This window comes from Streptomyces sp. DT190 (assembly GCF_049846985.1).
GTDB lineage: Bacteria > Actinomycetota > Actinomycetes > Streptomycetales > Streptomycetaceae > Streptomyces.
On record NZ_JBNCNM010000001.1, the window covers coordinates 516,573 to 533,768 of the forward strand.

Consider the following 17,196-nt stretch of genomic DNA (forward strand, 5'->3'; position numbering starts at 1 on the left):
ATGACGGTGACCGACGCCCACCACCACGTCTGGGACCTGTCCGTCCGCGACCAGGACTGGATCACCGGCCCCGCACTGCGGCCCCTGCGGCGCGACTTCACGGTCGAGGACCTCCGGCCCGAGGCGGAAGCGGCCGGCGTGACCCGCACGGTCCTCGTGCAGACGGTCACCGTGCCCGGGGAGACCCCGGAGCTGCTGGCCCTGGCCGAGGAGCACGACCTGATCGCGGGCGTGGTCGGCTGGACCGACCTCACCCGCCCCGACGCCGCCGACGAACTCGCCCGGCTGCGCGCACGGCCCGGCGGCCGGTACCTCAAGGGCGTCCGCCACCAGGTCCAGGGCGAACCCGACCCCGAGTGGCTGCTGCGCCCGGACGTCCTCAGGGGCCTGGCCGCCGTCGCCGCCGCCGGCCTGGCCTTCGACCTCGTCGTCCTGCCCCACCAGCTCCCGGCCTGCGTACGGGCCGCCGCCGCCCTGCCCGGGCTCACGTTCGTCCTGGACCACCTCGGCAAACCGCCCGTCGCCAGCGGCGCCCTCGAACCCTGGGCGTCCGGCCTGCGCGCCCTCGCCGCCCTGCCCAACACGGTCGCCAAACTCTCCGGCCTGGCCACCGAGGCCGACCCCGCCTCCTGGACCGTCGCGGACCTGCGCCCCTACGCCGACGCCGCCCTGGAGGCGTTCGGGCCCGCCCGGCTGATGTACGGCTCGGACTGGCCGGTGTCCACCTGGCCGGCACCTACGGCGGCATCCTCGACGCCGCGCGCCTGCTGACCGACCCGCGCGACCACCCGCAGATCCTGCGGGCCACCGCCGAGCGCGTCTACGGCCTGTGAACCGGCCCGGCCAGCCGGGTCGGCGGCAGGTACTCGCGTACGTAGGTCCGCTCCCAGCAGGCGCCCGTCTCCCGTAGCTCCCGCCAGGTCGTGTAGCGGTAGCGGAACAGCCGGGCGCGCACGAACCGCGGCGGTGCGTCCGGCGGGAACGGCGAGCGGCGCAGCAGCCTCAGCGTGTCCCGGTCGTTCTCCAGCAGCCGCTCCACCAGCCGCCCGAACCAGGGGTCGGCGTAGCCGGGGGAGAGGGCCGCGAACCACATCAGCCAGTCCAGACGCAGGTGGTAGGGCGCGAACTGGCGCGGCCAGCGCCGCGGATCACCCGGCTTGCCCCGGAACTCGTACTCCCGCCAGTCCGAGTCCGCGCGCGGCACCTCCTCCGCGGTGCCCTCCAGCACGACCTCGTACCGCACCCGGCTCACGCTGCCGAACGCGCCGTAGGTGTTGACCAGGTGCAGCGGGTCGAAGGAGCGGTTCATCACCTGGTGGCGGGAGAGCATGTTGCGCACCGGCCCGCGGCTGAGGACCACGAGCAGCGCGGACACCGCGAGCACCAGCACGACGTACCACAGCGGCGCGTCCGGCACGTCGGGCGCGTCGGCCGGCAGGCGCACCGCCGACAGCGCCAGCACGATCGTGATCCAGTTCAGCCAGGAGAAGTTGCCCGACAGCACCAGCCACAGCTGGGTGACGATCATCAGCGCCCCGGCGGCCGTCGCCACCGGCTGCGGGGTGAACAGCGCGAACGGCACCACGAGCTGGGTGACATGGTTCGCGGCCACCTCGACCCGGTGCAGCGGGCGCGGCAGGTGGTGGAAGAACCAGCTCAGCGGACCCGGCATGGGCTGCGTCTCGTGATGGTGGTCCAGGCAGGTCAGCTTCCGCCAGCACGCGTCGCCGCGCATTTTGATCAGTCCCGCGCCGAACTCCACCCGGAACAGGATCCACCGCAGCAGGAACAGCACCACGAGCGGCGGCGCCACCTCGTCGTTGCCGAGGAACACGGCGAGGAACCCGACCTCCAGCAGCAGCGACTCCCAGCCGAACGAGTACCAGGTCTGCCCGACGTTCACGATCGACAGGTACAGCACCCACGGCACCAGCCACAGCAGCATGCCGCCCCACAGCGGCAGCAGCGAGTCCAGCCCGGCCAGCAGCGCCGCCGACACCGCGCAGCCCGCCCAGGCGCACAGCGCGAAGAAGCGGTCCGAGTAGTGCAGCTGGAACAGGCTCGGCGCCCGCCTGAAGGGCACCCGCTCGACGAACCGCGGCACCGGAAGCATGCCGCGCCGCCCGATCAGCGCGCGGAACTGCAGCGCCGCCGTCAGGAACGCGACCAGGTACACGGCGGCCAGCGCCCGCTGGAAGACCAGCCGGGTCAGCCCGTAGTCGGCTGCGGTGAACCAGTCCACGGCCGTGCGCTCCTCTCGGTGACGCCCGGGGCTTCGGTGTCACGCTCCGTGTACCACTGCTCCGGTTGCGTAACCCGGGTGAGCACGGCAAACAATAGTGACGAACTGCCCGAAACGGGCTGAGGTGAGCGGGAGGACGAGGTGCGCACACCCACGGGGGTCCTCGCCACGGCGTGCGTGCTCGCCGCGGCACTCCTGCTCTCGGCGTGCGCCGCCGGCCGCCCCGGCCGGGACACCCCCGGCCGCGCGGCGGCCACCACGCTCGTCCTGCAGCCCGCCGCCGACCCGGGGCCGGACCCCTTCACGGACTCCACGGCCGCCCCTGCGCCCACCCCGCCGCCCGTCGAGCCCGCGCCGCGCGCCCCGGGCGGCACCGTCCGGGTCTCCACCGGCCCGCGCTCCCTCTCCGGCGCCACGCCCGGCCTCTACGGCGGCACCGAACGGAGGGGCAGCTGTGACATCGGCCGGCAGATCGGCCACCTCACCCGGGACCGCGCCGCGGGCCGTGCCTTCGCCCGGGTCGCGCGAGTCGCCCCGGAGTCCCTCCCGGACCACGTGCGGAGCCTGACCCCGGTCGTGCTGCGGGCCGACACCCGCGTCACCGGCCACGGCCACCGCGCCGGCCGGGTCACCGCCTACCAGGCCGTCCTCCAGGCGGGCACCGCCGTCCTGGTCGACGACCGGGGCGTCCCGCGCCTCCGCTGCGCCTGCGGCAACCCGCTGCGTCCGCCGCTCGCCCTGCGCGGCACGCCCGTGACCCGGGGCACCCCCTGGCCCGGCTACCGGCCGGGCGGGGCGATCGTCGTCACGCCCGCCCCGCACGCCGTCGGGGACTTCACGATCATCGACCTGGCGGCCCGGACCTGGATCGAACGGCGGCCCGGGCACGACGTGCGCCACGACCGGGCGCTGCCGACCCCGGTGTGGGCGACCCGGCCCCCGGCGCCGTCCGCGCCCCCGCCCGTCCCGTCGGGCGAGCCCCGTACCTCCCCGGAAGCCGATCCGGCCGGCGACCCGGCCCCGCCCCCGGTGTACGGCACCGCGCCGCCCGCCGCCGAACCGGTGCCCCCCGACCCCGGCGGACGGCAGCCGGAGGACTCCCTCGCGCCCGAGCCGGACGACCCGGGCGATCCCGGCGAGGTCGGCCCCGAATCCGTCCCGGACGGCCCCGACCTGCCCGACGGCGCCGGGCTGATTCCCGACGAACCGGCCGACGACAGCATCTTCGGCAGCCCCACCGACGTCTTCGGCAACTGAGGGCCGATCCCGCGCAGCGGCTCGTACACTCGGCAGATCCGGTCGAAGAATCGGACGAATCCTGGCAAGGTGGGCCCATGGCTGATCGGGGAGCGAGCGGCGCCCTGTCACTCCCGGACGACTGGCCCGCCCACCCGGATCCGATCCTCGCGCTCAACCGGATGGGCAGCTTCGACTGGGACCTCGACACCGGCCTGATGCAGATGGACGCGCAGGCCCACGAGGTCTTCGACATGCGCCCCGACGAGTACGACGACCACCCCGACAGCCTCGCCAAGCGCGTCCCGCCCGGCGAGGCCCGGCGCCTGGACACCGTGGTCTCCCAGGCCCTGAAGAACGGCAGCGAGAACTACGGCGCCTACTTCCGCGTCCGCCGCCGCGACGGCAGCCTGCGCTGGACCCACACCCAGGGCTACATCCGGCGCGACGAGACCGGCCGCCCCCGCCGCATCATCGGCATCGTCCGGGACGCCACCCGCGAGCTCGGCGAGAGCGACGCGCGCCGCGAACAGGCCGACCGGGACGAGGCCCGCCGCGAACAGACCAGCGTCGTCGAACTCACCACGGCCGCCCTCGCCCACGCCCGCACCGTGCAGGACGTCATCGACGTCCTCAAGGACACCCACGGCCTCATCCACCTGGGCGCCACCAGCCTCGTCATGGGCCTGGTCGAGGCGGGCCGCATCCGCCTGGTCGCCGAGGGGCCCGAGGACGCCTTCGTGCCCGGCACCCGCATCACCCGCATCGACGAGCCCTATCCGATGAGCGAGGCCGTGCGGACCCTCGGCCCGTGCTTCATCGAATCGCCCGAGGAGTTCGCCGAGCGCTACCCGATCCTGTGGCCGCACATCACCGACCTGAACATCACCTCGGCCGCCTACCTGCCGCTCATCGTCCAGGCCCGCCCGATCGGCGCGATGGGCCTGCTCTACAGCGACCGGCACGGCTTCACCCCCGAGGAGCGCAACATCCTGGTCGCCCTGGGCAGCAGCATCGCCCAGAGCCTGCAGCGGGCCATGTTCTACGAGCAGGAGATGGACCTCGCCCAGGGCCTGCAGCAGGCCATGCTGCCCCGCACCATCCCGAGCGTCCCCGGCGCCGATGTGGCCGTCCGCTACCGGGCCGCCACCATCGGCGGCTCGGTCGGCCGGGACATCGGCGGCGACTGGTACGACCTGATCCCGCTGCCCGGCGGCCGGGTCGGCGCCGTCATCGGCGACGTCCAGGGCCACGACACGCACGCCGCCGCCGTCATGGGCCAGCTGCGCATCGTCCTGCGCGCCTACGCCGCCGAGGGCCACCCGCCGGCCACCGTGATGGCCCGCGCCTCGGTCTTCCTGCACGAACTCGACACGGACCGCTCCGCCACCTGCCTGTACGCGGAGGCCGACCTGAACACCGGCGTGCTGCAGGTGGTCCGCGCCGGCCACATCGACCCGCTCGTCCGGCTCACCGACGGCTCCTGCCACCGTGTCGGCGTCCCGGGCGGCCTGCCGCTCGGGCTGTCCGCCGAGTTCGGCCGCCTCGAGTACCCGGTGGGCACCGTGGAGCTCGACCCGGGCGACACGCTGCTGCTGTGCACCGACGGCCTGGTCGAGCAGCCCGGCGCCGACCTCGACGACGGCATGCGCACCCTCACCGCGCTCGTCGCCACCGGGCCCGAGGACGTGCGGGACCTCGCCGACCGGCTCATCGACGTGGCCGACGAACGCGGCGGGGACGACGACGTGGCGCTGCTCCTGCTGCGCCGGCGCGGCCCCGAGGGCCCGCACTCCGGCCGCCGCCTGCAGCGCCAGGTGGCCCCCGGCGACCCGGCCGGCCTGTCCGCGGCCCGGCGCATGATCCGCACCGCGGTCACCGCCTGGGGCGGCGGGGACCGCGCCGACGAGATCGAACTCGTCGCCGACGAGCTGCTCACCAACGCCCTCATGCACACCGAGGGCACCGCGACCCTCACCCTGCGGGTCCTCACCGGCTCCGACCGCCGGCTGCGCGTCGAGGTCGAGGACTCCTCCAGCGCCCTGCCCCGCCGCCGCGAGGCGGGCGAGTCGGGCGTCTCCGGGCGGGGCCTGCTGCTGGTCGAGCTGCTCACGGACGTGTGGGGCGTGGAGGCCCGGGGCGGCGGCAAGGCCGTCTGGTGCGAGTTCGTGGTGCCCGGCCGCGACTGACCCCGCGTGGCACCCTGGAGCCATGCCGGAACTTCCCGAGGTCGAGGCGCTCAAGGACTTCCTGACCGAGCACCTGGTCGGCCACGAGATCGTGCGGGTGCTGCCCGTCGCCATCAGCGTCCTGAAGACCTACGACCCGCCGCTGTCCGCCCTGGAGGGCCACGAGGTCACCGCCGTACGCCGCCACGGCAAGTTCCTCGACCTGGCCACCGCGGACGGCCCGCACCTGGTGACCCACCTGGCCCGGGCGGGCTGGCTGCACTGGAAGGACCGCCTCCCCTCCGGCCTGCCCCGGCCCGGCAAGGGCCCCCTGGCGCTGCGCGTGGCCCTGGAGACCGGCGCGGGCTTCGACCTGACCGAGGCCGGTACGCAAAAGCGCCTCGCGGTGTACGTCGTCGGGGACCCGCAGGAGGTACCGGGCGTGGCCCGGCTCGGCCCCGACCCGCTCGCCGACGACTTCGACGAGCGGCGCTTCGCGCGGCTGCTGGCCGGTGAACGGCGTCAGCTCAAGGGGGCGCTGCGCGACCAGGGTTTGATCGCGGGCGTCGGCAACGCCTACAGCGACGAGATCCTGCACGCGGCGCGGATGTCGCCCTTCAAGCTGGCCGCGTCGCTGAGCGAGGAGGAGACCGGGCGGCTGTACGCGGCCCTGCGCGACACGCTCACCGAGGCGGTCGAGCGCTCCCGGGGCGTGGCGGCCGGACGGCTGAAGGCCGAGAAGAAGAGCGGCCTGCGGGTGCACGGCCGCACCGGCGAGCCCTGCCCGGTGTGCGGGGACACCGTCCGCGAGGTGTCCTTCAGCGACTCCTCGCTCCAGTACTGCCCGACCTGCCAGACGGGCGGCAAGCCGCTGGCCGACCGCAGGCTGTCCCGGCTGCTGAAGTGACCGGTCCGGCGCTCACCGGGACGGCGGCCGCCACTCGAACATCAGGATGGTCGCGTCGTCCCGCAGCCGGCTGGAGGGCGAGTCCAGGATGGAGTGGATGAGCCGCCGCAGCGTCTCGGGCGCCAGTTCGCCCGCCGCCGTCGCCCGGATGATGTAGTCCGCGAACTGTTCGAGGCCGAACTCGCCGCCGTCGCTGCCCCGGGCCTCGGTCACCCCGTCGGTGTACATCAGCACCCGGTCGCCGGGCTTCAGCGCGATCTCGTGCGTCTGCCGCTGCCGCCCGGCCAGCAGGGACGGCAGCCCCATGGGCGGATCCGCCTCGCGCCGCATGGCGTCCACGTGCAGCCGCTCCTCGCGGATGAGCAGCGGCGGGGGATGCCCGCAGTTGCACCAGCGCAGCATCCCCGACGCCAGGTCCAGCTGGGCCAGGACGCCCGTGCAGAACTGGTCGGGCAGCCAGTGGGCCAGCGCGTCGTCGACGCACTCCACCAGTTCCGGCAGGTCCGCGCCGGTCCGCCGGGCGTTGCGGCACGCGGCCAGCGACACGGCCGTGGTGAGGCCGGAGGCCAGGTCGTGTCCCATGGAGTCCAGGACGGCGGCGTGCAGGGCCGTCTCCGTCAGGGCGTGGTCGAAGGCGTCGCCGCCGATCTCGTAGGCCGGCTCCAGCACGGCCGTGGAGACCACGTGGGTGGTGCCGATCGTGCGGGGCGGCAGAAAGGCCCGCAGCATCTCGGCGGGCAGCCGCATCGGTTCGGTGCGGGTGCGCCGGACGAAGGAGTCCTTGTAGGCGCGCCGCGACGTGATGGTCATGGCGAGCAGGGTGGCCAGGGCCCGGCCGCGGCGCAGCACGGACGGAGTCAGCGACGGGGAGAGCACGGCCAGGACGCCGAGGCGCTCGGCGCCGTCCACCAGCGGGATCCACGCCGTCATGCCGCCCGACTCGGACTCCTCCACCCGCAGGGACTGGGTGCGGTACGTCCAGCCGGCGAGCGAGTCGTCCACGGGCAGGGGCGGGGTGACGTCGGTGAGGGGCACCAGGCGGCGCTGCTGGATGTCGGCGAGGTACACCACGGAGTGCTGCAGCCCGAGGGCCTTGGTGCAGCGGGCCACCGTGGTGGTGAGGTCCAGCGCCGCGTTGGCCGGGTCGGCGAGGAACTCCTCCAGGCGGTCGTCACGGGTCTCTGCCGTCGTCACCTCGTCTCCCCTCGCCGGGACCGCGGGCCCCCCGGGCGGGCTCCGGAGGTGTCGTCAGCAGTCTCACACCGGGGAGCCCGGCCCGCCCGGCGACCGGGGCGGACGGACGGTCAGCGCGCTTCGAGGCGCGCCAGGACCTCCCCGGTCGCGGAGCGGATCTCGAAGCGGGCGATGTCGTCGGGGTGCAGGGAGGAGCTGGCCATCATCGTGTGCGGCTCGGTGTCGTGGCCGGGTCCGTGCCAGCTGGTGGCGATCTCCTCGGCGCCGTCCCGGCCGACGATGACCAGATGGCAGGCGCGCGAGTCGGAGGCGTCCTTCACGCGCAGCTCGACCTGGCTGCCGGAGGCCTCGTCCGCCGTGGTGACCTGCGCCCACACGCCCGTGTGCACATCGGTCGCCGTGACCGTCCGGGTGGTCTCGCCGCCGTCCCCGGCCATCACGGAGACAGCGGGCACCGACACCGCGATCACCACCGAGGCGGCCAGCGCGAACACCATGCGCCGGCGGCCGGCCCGGCGCCGGGTCGCCACCTCGGCCAGCAGCCGGTCCAGCATCCGCGGGCCCGGCTGGGCCATCGGGTTCACCAGCCGCGGCGTCGCCCGCCGGTACAGCATCAACTGCCGTGTCGTCGGGCCGAACTCCGTCACCTCTGCAGCGCACTTGGGGCACTCCATGAGGTGGTCCTCGAAGCGGAAGGCCTCCGCCTCGTCCAGCACGCCGAGCGCGTAGGCGCCGACGTCGCGATGCCTTTCCAGGGACCTCATGCCGAATCCTCGTGCCGTTGGGTGCGGGTGGGGTTACTCCTTGCTCCCACCGGTACGGACCAGGCAGCGGAATCACTCAAGCCGGTGACACAATCGCAACCAAAGGATTCGGAGCCCTCCGGCCCCCGGATTGGTCGAGGGCCGCAGAAATCTAAAAAAGATGGATCGCGAGGTGCCCCAGGGGCAGTCCGAGCTGCCAGGCCGGTGTCCAGACCTTCGGTCCCTCGTCCTCCCCGACCACCGGAGCGCCGCCCGGCACCGCGTTCAGGTCGGGCGCGAGCAGCTCCGTCTCCTGCAGCCAGCGCCAGGCCTCCTCGGCGAGATCCAGGTCCGGAGCGGGCCGCCCCGAGGCCGCTGCCCCGGCGGCGAGCTCCGCCAGCCGTTCGCGCACCCACTCCTGCCACGGCTGGTCGTACGCGGTCAGCGACAGCCAGGTCTCCAGCTGGGTGACCACCCGGATGCCGGACAGCTCCCCGTCCGTGTCGGAGAGGTAGATGGTCAGCGCCAGGGCGTCGCGCCCCGCGCGGAACTCGAAGGACGTCGGCGGCATCAGATCGCCGGTCCGCAGCAACTCGTCCGCGATGTACTCCGCGTACAACCACGCCATGGGGACGGTCAGTTCGCCGTCCTGACCATCCGTGTTCTCGTGACCTCTGTGCAGCATCCCTTCCTGCCTTCCTCCGGTACGTGCGCGTCGGCCGACACCGGGCTCCGGGGCGTCGTCGGCCCCATCCGGAACACGGATAGGAACACCCGATTACTCAACCGGGGTCCTCAGCAAGGCGCTTTACGGAGGCTTGACTCGGCAATCGGTTTCACCGCAGGTCGGCGGCGTAACCCGGAAGCACCCGGCGCAGGGCGCGCAGCGCGTAGTACGCGCGGGACTTCACGGTACCGGGCGGGATCCCGAGGGTCGCCGCAGCTTCCGCCACACTCGCCCCCTGGAAGTACACGAGCACCAGGACTTCACGGTGCTCCGGAGTGAGTGTCTTCACAGCGCGGCGGACGTCGAGCGTCGCCGCGGCCCGCTCGGCGTGGTCGGAGCTGACCCGCGCGTTCTCCAGCACCGCGTCGCCGACCTCGGCCGGACGGGCCTGCCGGGCGCGCCTGGCGTCGATCGCGAGCCGCCGCCCGACGGTCATCAGCCAGGGCCGTACGGAGTCGAAGTCGTCGGCGCGCAGGGCCTCGGGGTGCTGCCAGGCGCGCACCAGGGTCTCCTGGACCAGGTCCTCCGCGCGCTGCCGGTCTCCGTCGCAGAGCCGGAGCAGGAGCGCGAAGAGGGGCCGGCCGTGCTCCCGCTGCAGTGCGGCGAGCTCGTGCTCGGCGGTCGTCCCGTGCGTGAGAGTGGATCCGGCCGTCATGGCCGTATGCCACCGCAGGGTGCCGTCGGGGCACAGGGCACGTACCCGGCTGTGCGGCGGACGGTCGATCGCGTCGACGAACGGTTCGACGAACGGTCGGGGCGCTCCACCGGGCGGGTGCCGGTCGGGCCGACGGGCGTGTCGCAGCCGCGTGGGGCGGCCCGGGCCTCCTTTCCTGTTTGTGTATAAATACGACCACAACGCCCACCGTGGGGTGAATGGATGCTCGCACGCAGTCGACAGGTGGCCCTGGCCCTCACCGCCGTCCTGGCCGCAGGCGCCGCCTGCCAGGCCCGCGGCCACGAACCGTCCGGACCCGGCCGCCCGGCACCCTCCGCCGCCGGGCCCCGCGGCTTCACCCTCGTCGCCTCCGGCGACGTCCTCCCGCACGACACGATCATCGACCGGGCCCGCTTCGACGCGGGCGGCACCGGCTACGACTTCCGGCCCATGCTCGACGGGATCCGCCCGGTCGTCTCCGGTGCCGACCTCGCCCTGTGCCACATGGAGACCGTCTACGGCGCCGACGGCCACTACACCGGCTACCCCACCTTCAAGTCCCCGCCCGAGATCGCCGAGGCCCTCGCCGCCACCGGCTACGACGGCTGCTCCACCGCCTCCAACCACACCCTCGACGACGGCGCCGACGGCATCCGCCGCACCCTCGACGCCCTCGACCGGGCGGGCGTACGGCACGCCGGCTCGGCCCGCACCGAGCAGGAGGCCCGCACCGTGACGGTGTTCCAGGCGGGCCGGGCGAAGGTCGCCCACCTCGCCTACACCTACGACACCAACGGCATCCCGCTCCCCGCGGACCGGCCCTGGGCCGTCAACCTCATCGACGAGGCCCGGATCATCGCCGACGCCCGGGCCGCGCGCGGCGCCGGCGCCGACGTGGTCGTCGTCTCGATGCACTGGGGCACCGAATGGCAGGACGCCCCCGACGAACGGCAGCTGGCCCTGGCCCGCACCCTGACCGCCGCCCGCAGCGGCAGCCGCCCCGACATCGACCTGATCCTCGGCACCCACGCCCACGTCCCGCAGGCCTACGAGAAGGTCAACGGCACCTGGGTGATCTACGGCATGGGCGACCAGATCGCCGGCGAGATGACCAACCCCGAGGGAGCCAAGGACCCGCGCGGCAACCAGTCCACCCTCGGCCGCTTCACGTTCTCCCCGCCCGCCCGGCCGGGCGGCCGCTGGGAGGTGACCCGGGCCGAGTTCGTCCCGCAGCTGTTCGACGTGGACGCCGGCCGGGTCGTCGACCTCGACCGGGCGCTCGCCCGGGGCGCCGACGTCGGCGCCGTCCGCGACCGGATCCGTGCGGTCGTCCTCAGCCGGGGGGCGGCCCAGGACGGCCTGACGATGGGGGAGTAGGCCCCCGGTCCGCCCGCTCCGGCCGGCGCCCGGCCAGCTCCGAGTGCCGGTAGGAGTAGGCGAAGTAGACCACGAGCCCCAGCGCGAACCAGACGGCGAACCGCGCCCAGGTCTGCCACTGCAGGAAGGTGATCAGCCAGATCGAGAAGACGATGCCCACGGCGGGCACCACCGGCATCCACGGCGTGCGGAAGGTGCGCGGCAGCTCCGGCCGGCGGTAGCGCAGGACGATCACCGCCGCGCACACGACGACGAACGCCAGCAGGATCCCGATGTTGGTCAGCTCGGCCGCCTCGCCGATCGGCAGGAACCCGGCGATCAGGGCCGACGCCACCCCCACGATCCAGGTGACCCGGGTGGGCACGTGGCGCGTCGGGTGCGTCCTGGCGAACCACCGGGGCAGCAGCCCGTCCCGGGACATCGAGAACCACACCCGGGTCACGCCCAGCATGAACGTGAACATGACGGTGAGGATGCCGATGATGGCGCCGACCGCGATCACGTCCGCCAGCCCGCTCAGCCCCACCGACTTGAACGCCGTGGAGAAGCCGCTCTCCGGGTCGATGTCCTGGTAGTCCTGCATGCCCGTGAGCACCAGGCAGGCCGCCACGTACAGCACCATCGAGACGACGAGCGAGTAGATGATCGCCTTCGGCATGTGACGCTGCGCGTCCTTGGACTCCTCGGCCGCCGTCGACATGGCGTCGTAGCCGAACACCGCGAAGAACACCGTCGCCGCGCCCGTGAACGCCCCGCCGACCCCGTACGGGAAGAACGGGTCGTAGTTCGCCGCGTCGATGTGGAACACCCCCACCCCGATCACCAGCAGCACGACCAGGACCTTCAGGACCACCACGACCGTCTCGAAACGGGCCGCGTTCCTGATCCCCAGGGTCAGCAGGTAGGCGATGAGCAGGCACAGCAGCGCCGCGAACAGGTCGACCCGGTGCCCCTCACCCGTGCCGGGCGCGCCCAGCATCCAGGCCGGCAGGTCGGCGCCCATCTCGCCCACCAGGAAGCTGAAGTAGCCCGAGATGCCGATCGCGACCACCGCCACGATCGCCGTGTACTCCAGCAGCAGGTCCCAGCCGATGAACCAGCCGGCCAGCTCGCCGAGCACCGCGTAGCCGTAGGTGTAGGCCGAACCGGCCTTCGGGATGAGCCCGGCGAACTCGGCGTAGGACAGGGCGGCCGCGGCGGACGCGACGCCCGCGATGAGGAACGACACGAGCACGGCCGGGCCCGCCGTGCCGTTGGCCACCGTTCCGGCCAGTGTGAAGATCCCCGCGCCGATGATGCCGCCGACCCCGATGGCGGTCAGCTGCCACAACCCCAGGGACCGCTCCAACCGGGTCCCCTCGCCGCCCGGTTCCGTCTCCTCGATCCGCTCGATGGGTTTGCGGCGGAGAACGCCCTCACCCGTCCGGAGCCCGGCCATGCGCCTCACCTCTTCACGAGTGGCAAACGGCTGACAGCGGATCATGATGGCCCAGGCGCCCGCCCCGCGGAAGGAACCACGCAGAGAGCGGACGGAACCACGGCAGGTCCTACGGCACCACGGTCACCGGCCACCGCCCGGCCTTCACCAGCCGCACCGCCACCGACCCGACGATCCGGTGTCCCGCCTGCTCCGAGGCGCCCACGACCACCGCGTCCGCCTTGAGTTCGTCGGCCGCCTTCACCAGGCCGCCGTACGGGTCGCCGCGGAACGTGTGGAACTCCCAGCGGACCTCGAATATCCCCTTGAGCTGCCGGGCCGCGTCCCGGATCTGCGCCACCAGGTCCTCGGCGATCTCGTCGGTCGTCCCGGCCACCGGCGCCCCGAGCGCCGCCCCCGCCGCCAGCACGGGCTGGACGTACACCACGGCGAGCAGCGCGCGCTGGCGCCGGGCGAGCCCCGCGGCGTAGGCCGCGGCCCGCCAGGAGGAGTCGGAGCCGTCCACCCCGGCCACGATCACCTTCGGTCCGTCCGTGCCCCGTTCGAACTGAGGGGAGTGCTGTTCGGTCACGCCGTGAGGCTATCGGAAGCCGCAGGTCCGGCCGTCCGGAGGGAGGTACGGGGAGGTACGCGGGAGGGGCTCGGAGGGCGGGAAGGGGCCGGTGTTCCACCGTCGATGCGAAAGTCGTGGGGAAACGGGCACCCGAACAGCGGACAGCGGCCCGCCACCACGGCGGGGCTGCCGTCGTTGGCGGCGCTCGGCCTCGCCGGAGGGGACGGGACCGAGCCCGCCGACCCCCTCGCCGGCCTGCCCGACCAGGTCCGGATCCGGCACCGCAAGCTCGACCGGCTGCGCGCCGCCGGCACCGACCCCTACCCGGTGGACGTCCCGGCCCGCACCCACACCCTCGCCGAGGTCGAACAGGGCCGGGAGGTCACCGTCGCAGGCCGCGTCATGCTGGTCCGCGACTTCGGCGGCATCGTCTTCGCCGTCCTGCGCGACTGGTCGGGCGACCACCAACTCGCCCTCACCCGCGACGGCTCCGGCCCCGCCCTGGACCGCTTCACCGCCGACACCGACATCGGCGACCACATCACCGCCACCGGCCACGCCGGCCTCAGCGACCGGGACGAGCCGACCGTCTTCGTCACCTCCTGGCAGCTCACCGGCAGCACAACCCCGAGTTCACGATGCTGGAGGCCTACCAGGCCTTCGCCGACTACGACGTGATGCTCGACCTCGTCCGCGCACTGATCCAGGGCGCCGCCACCGCCGCCTTCGGCCGGCCCGTCGCCCACAAGGACGGCACGGAGTACGACATCTCCGAGCCCTGGCCCGTCAAGACCGTCTACGGCGCCGTCGGCGAGGCCCTCGGCGAGGAGGAGATCCACCCGCGCACGGACATCGTGGTCCTCAGGCGGCTGCGCGACGGCGCGGGCGTGCCCACGTCGCCGACGACGGTCACGGCGACATCGTCCTGGAGATGTACGAGCGGCTGGTGGAGGAGCGGACCGCGCTGCCCACCTTCTACAAGGACTTCCCCACCGACGTCTCCCCGCTCACCCGGCAGCACCGCACCGACCCGCGTCTCGCCGAGCGCTGGGACCTCGTCACCTTCGGCACCGAACCGGGCACCGCCTACTCGGAGCTCACCGACCCCGTCGAGCAGCGCCGCCGCCTCACCGAACAGTCGCTGCTCGCCGCCGGGGGAGACCCGGAGGCGATGGAACTCGACGAGGACTTCCTCGACGCCCTCGCCTAGGCGATGCCGCCCACCGGCGGCCTCGGCATCGGCGTCGACCGGCTGGTCATGTTCCTCACCGGGCTGACGATCCGGGAGACGCTGCCGTTCCCCCTGGTGCGCCGCCGCTGACCCGTCCGCCTGACCCGTCCGGGTGAAACCGTGCCGCCGCACCGGTGTTGCTCAGGTGCGCCGGTCGTCCGCCGGGCGACTGATGAGTCATGAAGAAGGATCAGTTGCTCACCCGACGCGCGGCGTTGATCGCGGGCGCCGGCGCCGTGGGAGCGGCCGCCGCGGCCGGTGTGCTCACGGCGGTCACCGGGGAGGGGCCCTCCGGCCCCGCCGCCCCGGCGGCAGGCGCCCAGGCCGCCCGCCGCCCGCCGAAGGCCTCCGCGTACCGTCTGCAGCCCCTCACCGGCTACGCCCCGCCGCGTGCCGCGCCCCGCCGCACCCTGGTGCGCGGCGAACCGCTCCTGCGGGTCCCCGGCCGCGGCCGCACCATCGTGCTGACCTTCGACGACGGCCCCGACCCCCGCTACACCCCGGACATCCTGGACGTCCTGGCCGAGCACGAGGTCCGCGCGATGTTCTTCGTGTGCGGCGAGATGGTCGCCGACGGCAGGGACATGGTGGTCCGGATGGCCGAGGAGGGGCACGTCGTGGGCAACCACACCTGGTCCCACCCGCTGCTCACCCAGCTGACCCGCCGCCAGATCCGCTCCCAGATGAAACGCACCAGCGACGCCGTCGAGGCCGCCTGCGGGGAGCGCCCGGCGTGGTTCCGCGCTCCCTACGGGGCGTGGAACCGGGCCGCCCTGCGGATCGGGGCCGACCTCGGCATGGAACCGCTCGGCTGGACGCTCGACACGCTCGACTGGACCACCCCGGGCGTCCGCTCCATCGTGCGGCGGGTCGAGAACGGCGCCGCCCCCGGCGTCGTGGTGCTCTCCCACGACGCCGGGGGCGACCGTTCGCAGAGCGTGCGTGCCCTGCGGCGTTATCTGCCCGGCCTGCTGGACTCCGGCTACCACGTCACGGTGCCCCGGCGGCCCGGGGCCTGAGAGCCGCCCGGGGCCGCCGGCCCGCCCGGCGGGGAGCGCTCAGCGCACCTCGACCAGGCGGGCGAAGGCCACGACGTTGCCCGCGTACCCCTCCTGCTTGGAGAAGCCGCCGCCGCAGGTGATGACCCGCAGCTCCGCCGCGCCCTTGGAGCCGTAGACGCGGTCGCCGGGGAAGTCGTCCTTCTCGAACACCTCGACGCCGTAGATCTCGAACACGGCGGTCCTGCCGTCCTGGCGGGCGACCTCGACGCGGTTGCCCGGCTTCAGGGCCCCGAGACCGTAGAAGACGGCGGGGCCCTGCTGGTTGTCGACGTGGCCCACGACGACCGCGGTGCCCTTCTCGCCGGGCGTGACGGCGCCGGTGAACCAGCCGGCCAGGTTGGGGTCCTCCGGCGGCGGCGCGCCGACCCAGCCGTCCGCGTCCAGGCCCACGGGGATGACCGGCGCGTCGACCTGGATCGCCGGGATCCTGACCCGGTCGGGCTGGGAGTGCGGCAGGGGGCGCACGGAGCCCGCGAAGGCCGCGCCCGGCACGTGCTTCTCCGCCGCTGCCGCCGTCGCCGGCTGCGGCGGGCCCTCGTCGAATTCCCCCGAACCGTTGCGGATGAGCGCGAGGCCGGTCAGCAGAACAAGCGCTATCACGCCCCACGGGGCGCGCTTCTTCGGCCGCGCCTCATCTTCCGCCTGGGCCAGCTCGGACGCAGACATTCGCCATCCCCTCTCGACACGGCCGTCGCCGGGTCAATCGCGCATACCGGAACGCTAAGCGCCGTGCGCGAAACCGGCGACGGGGCGGGAGCGAACGGGTGGACCGGGCGCGCGGGGGGCGTTCCCGAGGCCGGTCCCGGCGTCAGGTGCGCCATCCGAGTTGCCACCGCGAGGAAATTTCTTACGGTCCGTGACCTGCGGCGATATCCCTTCTCGTGGATTTCCCCCGGTGCCTTCTCTCACCAGGACGGACCATTCCCGAAATGCGGTCCAGGGAACGGCAACTGACTGTCTTTCTGGGAGGCGCTTTCTCGCCGATCGACCGGGGAACGGGTCCCGGGGCGCCTTCCGCGGAGGTTCACATGCGTAACACTCGTGCCCTGGCGGTCGCCGGCGCCGCGGTCGCCGCCCTCGGTGTCTCGGCTCCCGCCGCCGTCGCGTGGGAGACACCCACCAACATCGTCGCCCTGCCCAGCGTCATCGCCCGCGGCGGCCAGCTCACCATCACCGTCGACGGCTGCAAGCACGGCGGTACGGCCACGTCCAACGCCTTCTCCCCGACGACGCTCTCGCCCGTCCACGACGGTCACAACGAGAGGGCCAGGGGCACCGCCACCATCAACCGCAACGCCCGCCCCGGTTCCTACGACATCACGGTCAACTGCAGCGGCCGGACCATGACCAAGCCGCAGGCGTTCACCGTCATCGGCGGTGTCCGCGGCGGTATCGGCGGCAGCAGCACCACGGGTGCGACCCCGACCGACGTGGCCATCGGCGGCGGTCTCGTGGCCGCGGCCCTCGTCGGCGGTGGCGTGTTCTGGATGCGCCGCCGCGCCGAGCGGCACGTCTGACGCCGCTCGCCACGCCCCACCGGGCCGTCGCCTCGCACGTGAACGGTCGTCGCCCCGGGTCCCGCTCACGAGCCGGCCCCCGGGGGGCGCCGCGGCGCGCGCGGCGGGGGCGCCGGCGGCCGCCGCGGGGCGGGGGCGGGGGCGGGG

The 17,196-nt window shown here is 73.7% G+C and carries 14 protein-coding genes and 2 pseudogenes; 8 read left to right on the top strand and 8 right to left on the bottom strand.

All coding sequences use genetic code 11. The features are described 5' to 3' along the window. Positions 1-833, top strand: a pseudogene (locus ACPXCS_RS02155) (amidohydrolase family protein). Here the strand turns inward: ACPXCS_RS02155 and ACPXCS_RS02160 are convergent. Next, entirely contained in the window at positions 821-2,242 is a 1,422-nt protein-coding gene (locus tag ACPXCS_RS02160) for a lipase maturation factor family protein (protein WP_425946188.1), read from the bottom strand. The pseudogene ACPXCS_RS02155 and the gene ACPXCS_RS02160 overlap by 13 nt on opposite strands. A 141-nt stretch (positions 2,243-2,383) precedes the next feature. On the opposite strand from ACPXCS_RS02160, the gene ACPXCS_RS02165 reads away from it, so the two are divergent. The 3 genes from ACPXCS_RS02165 to ACPXCS_RS02175 all read left to right on the top strand — a co-directional run bounded on the left by ACPXCS_RS02165 (position 2,384) and on the right by ACPXCS_RS02175 (position 6,553). Beyond that, a complete protein-coding gene (locus ACPXCS_RS02165) occupies positions 2,384-3,499 on the top strand; it encodes a DUF6777 domain-containing protein (protein WP_425946189.1) in 1,116 nt (371 codons plus the stop codon). Between the two features lie 77 nt (positions 3,500-3,576). Further along, a complete protein-coding gene (locus ACPXCS_RS02170; RefSeq protein WP_425946190.1) occupies positions 3,577-5,667 on the top strand; it encodes a SpoIIE family protein phosphatase in 2,091 nt (696 codons plus the stop codon). Between the two features lie 22 nt (positions 5,668-5,689). Next, a complete protein-coding gene (locus ACPXCS_RS02175; protein ID WP_425946192.1) occupies positions 5,690-6,553 on the top strand; it encodes an Fpg/Nei family DNA glycosylase in 864 nt (287 codons plus the stop codon). Positions 6,554-6,565: 12 nt separating this feature from the next. Here ACPXCS_RS02175 and ACPXCS_RS02180 read toward each other — a convergent pair whose 3' ends face one another. From ACPXCS_RS02180 to ACPXCS_RS02195, 4 genes are all read right to left on the bottom strand, one after another. Continuing rightward, a complete protein-coding gene (locus tag ACPXCS_RS02180) occupies positions 6,566-7,747 on the bottom strand; it encodes a PP2C family protein-serine/threonine phosphatase (RefSeq protein ID WP_425946193.1) in 1,182 nt (393 codons plus the stop codon). A gap of 110 nt (positions 7,748-7,857) precedes the next feature. Further along, complete coding sequence (locus ACPXCS_RS02185; protein WP_425946194.1) at positions 7,858-8,511, bottom strand: zf-HC2 domain-containing protein; 654 nt, start codon at positions 8,509-8,511, stop codon at positions 7,858-7,860. A 151-nt stretch (positions 8,512-8,662) separates the two neighbouring features. Then, the gene (locus tag ACPXCS_RS02190; protein ID WP_425946195.1) at positions 8,663-9,175 is read right to left on the bottom strand and encodes a hypothetical protein; all 513 of its coding nucleotides are present in this window, start codon (positions 9,173-9,175) and stop codon (positions 8,663-8,665) included. 151 nt (positions 9,176-9,326) lie between these two features. Beyond that, positions 9,327-9,872, bottom strand: a complete 546-nt coding sequence (locus ACPXCS_RS02195) for a sigma-70 family RNA polymerase sigma factor (RefSeq protein ID WP_425946196.1) — start codon at positions 9,870-9,872, stop codon at positions 9,327-9,329. 222 nt (positions 9,873-10,094) lie between these two features. Between ACPXCS_RS02195 and ACPXCS_RS02200 the strand changes: the two genes are divergently transcribed. Further along, positions 10,095-11,249 (top strand): CapA family protein, encoded by a 1,155-nt coding sequence (locus tag ACPXCS_RS02200; RefSeq protein WP_425946198.1) that lies wholly within the window; start codon positions 10,095-10,097, stop codon positions 11,247-11,249. On the opposite strand, the gene ACPXCS_RS02205 is transcribed toward ACPXCS_RS02200, so the two are convergent. Both ACPXCS_RS02205 and ACPXCS_RS02210 read right to left on the bottom strand, forming a co-directional pair. Beyond that, positions 11,206-12,687 carry an amino acid permease gene (locus tag ACPXCS_RS02205; RefSeq protein WP_425946199.1) on the bottom strand — a complete coding sequence of 494 codons (1,482 nt, stop codon included), beginning with the start codon at positions 12,685-12,687 and terminating at the stop codon, positions 11,206-11,208. The genes ACPXCS_RS02200 and ACPXCS_RS02205 overlap by 44 nt on opposite strands. Before the next feature lie 109 nt (positions 12,688-12,796). After that, positions 12,797-13,258, bottom strand: coding sequence for a universal stress protein (locus ACPXCS_RS02210; RefSeq protein WP_425946200.1), 462 nt, complete (start codon positions 13,256-13,258; stop codon positions 12,797-12,799). A 102-nt stretch (positions 13,259-13,360) separates the two neighbouring features. Here ACPXCS_RS02210 and ACPXCS_RS02215 point away from each other — a divergent pair. Then, a pseudogene (locus tag ACPXCS_RS02215) lies at positions 13,361-14,561 on the top strand (amino acid--tRNA ligase-related protein); the annotation flags it as partial. A gap of 89 nt (positions 14,562-14,650) precedes the next feature. After that, positions 14,651-15,490 (top strand): polysaccharide deacetylase family protein, encoded by an 840-nt coding sequence (locus ACPXCS_RS02220; protein WP_425946201.1) that lies wholly within the window; start codon positions 14,651-14,653, stop codon positions 15,488-15,490. A gap of 39 nt (positions 15,491-15,529) precedes the next feature. Here the strand turns inward: ACPXCS_RS02220 and ACPXCS_RS02225 are convergent, their stop codons facing one another. Next, on the bottom strand, positions 15,530-16,198 hold the full coding sequence (locus ACPXCS_RS02225) for a class F sortase (RefSeq protein WP_425946202.1): 669 nt from the start codon (positions 16,196-16,198) through the stop codon (positions 15,530-15,532). A 362-nt stretch (positions 16,199-16,560) separates the two neighbouring features. Between ACPXCS_RS02225 and ACPXCS_RS02230 the strand changes: the two genes are divergently transcribed. Further along, complete coding sequence (locus ACPXCS_RS02230; RefSeq protein ID WP_425946203.1) at positions 16,561-17,049, top strand: hypothetical protein; 489 nt, start codon at positions 16,561-16,563, stop codon at positions 17,047-17,049. Positions 17,050-17,196: the final 147 nt, after the last annotated feature.

What these genes read in the sequence shown, in the direction of transcription:
- ACPXCS_RS02170 (WP_425946190.1), top strand. Translation starts at nt 3,577, where the DNA reads ATGGCTGATCGGGGAGCGAGCGGCGCCCTGTCACTCCCGGACGACTGG.
- ACPXCS_RS02175 (WP_425946192.1), top strand. Translation starts at nt 5,690, where the DNA reads ATGCCGGAACTTCCCGAGGTCGAGGCGCTCAAGGACTTCCTGACCGAG.
- ACPXCS_RS02185 (WP_425946194.1), bottom strand. Translation starts at nt 8,511, where the DNA reads ATGAGGTCCCTGGAAAGGCATCGCGACGTCGGCGCCTACGCGCTCGGC.
- ACPXCS_RS02190 (WP_425946195.1), bottom strand. Translation starts at nt 9,175, where the DNA reads ATGCTGCACAGAGGTCACGAGAACACGGATGGTCAGGACGGCGAACTG.
- ACPXCS_RS02195 (WP_425946196.1), bottom strand. Translation starts at nt 9,872, where the DNA reads ATGACGGCCGGATCCACTCTCACGCACGGGACGACCGCCGAGCACGAG.
- ACPXCS_RS02200 (WP_425946198.1), top strand. Translation starts at nt 10,095, where the DNA reads ATGCTCGCACGCAGTCGACAGGTGGCCCTGGCCCTCACCGCCGTCCTG.
- ACPXCS_RS02205 (WP_425946199.1), bottom strand. Translation starts at nt 12,687, where the DNA reads ATGGCCGGGCTCCGGACGGGTGAGGGCGTTCTCCGCCGCAAACCCATC.
- ACPXCS_RS02220 (WP_425946201.1), top strand. Translation starts at nt 14,651, where the DNA reads ATGAAGAAGGATCAGTTGCTCACCCGACGCGCGGCGTTGATCGCGGGC.
- ACPXCS_RS02225 (WP_425946202.1), bottom strand. Translation starts at nt 16,198, where the DNA reads ATGTCTGCGTCCGAGCTGGCCCAGGCGGAAGATGAGGCGCGGCCGAAG.
- ACPXCS_RS02230 (WP_425946203.1), top strand. Translation starts at nt 16,561, where the DNA reads ATGCGTAACACTCGTGCCCTGGCGGTCGCCGGCGCCGCGGTCGCCGCC.